We start from the raw sequence: 543 nt of genomic DNA, 5'->3' as shown, positions 1-543 counted from the left end.
TTCTGGAGGAGGGGAAAGTCGCCTCCCAAGTTGCGCGCGATCTTGGCATATCTCAAAAGACAGTCTATGGCTGGGTTGCGCAGTATAAGAACGATCCGAAGCACGCCTTCGTCGGATCCGGAAATCTCAAACCCGATGCGCAAGCAACGCGTGACCTGGAACGGGAAAACCGCGAACTGAGAGAGGAACTCGAGATATTAAAAAAAGCGGTGTGCATCTTCAGCAACGACCGGAAGTAAGGTATCAATTCATACATGATCACCGCTTCGAGTTTTCGGTTCAGAAGATGTGCAAAGTACTCGACGTCTATCGAAGCGGTTATTACGCATGGTTGAAGCGCCCGGATAGTGAACGAAAACATCGTCGCCGCGCACTTAAGAAGCGGATTCATGAAATCTTTCTCACCTCTCGCCGATTATACGGGAGTCCAAAGATTACACAGGTTCTGCGTGATGAGGGGATTAGAGTGGGTCAAAAGACGGTGGCCGACATCATGCGCGAGAGCGGCCTCAAGAGTCGGACTGTGCGCAAGTACAAAGCAAC

2 protein-coding genes are annotated in these 543 nt (G+C 51.0%); both read left to right on the top strand.

The window, feature by feature from the left end; all coding sequences use genetic code 11:
* On the top strand, positions 1 to 239 hold a 239-nt coding region (locus ACFSB2_RS21145), incomplete at its 5' end, for a transposase (RefSeq protein WP_377945097.1).
* 47 nt (positions 240 to 286) lie between these two features.
* Positions 287 to 543, top strand: a 257-nt coding sequence (locus ACFSB2_RS21140; protein WP_377945096.1) for an IS3 family transposase, incomplete at its 3' end; no start/stop codon positions are given.

This window comes from Alicyclobacillus fodiniaquatilis (assembly GCF_042678105.1).
GTDB classification, from domain to species: Bacteria; Bacillota; Bacilli; order Alicyclobacillales; family Alicyclobacillaceae; genus Alicyclobacillus; species Alicyclobacillus fodiniaquatilis.
This window is presented reverse-complemented; position numbering and strand designations above follow the sequence as displayed.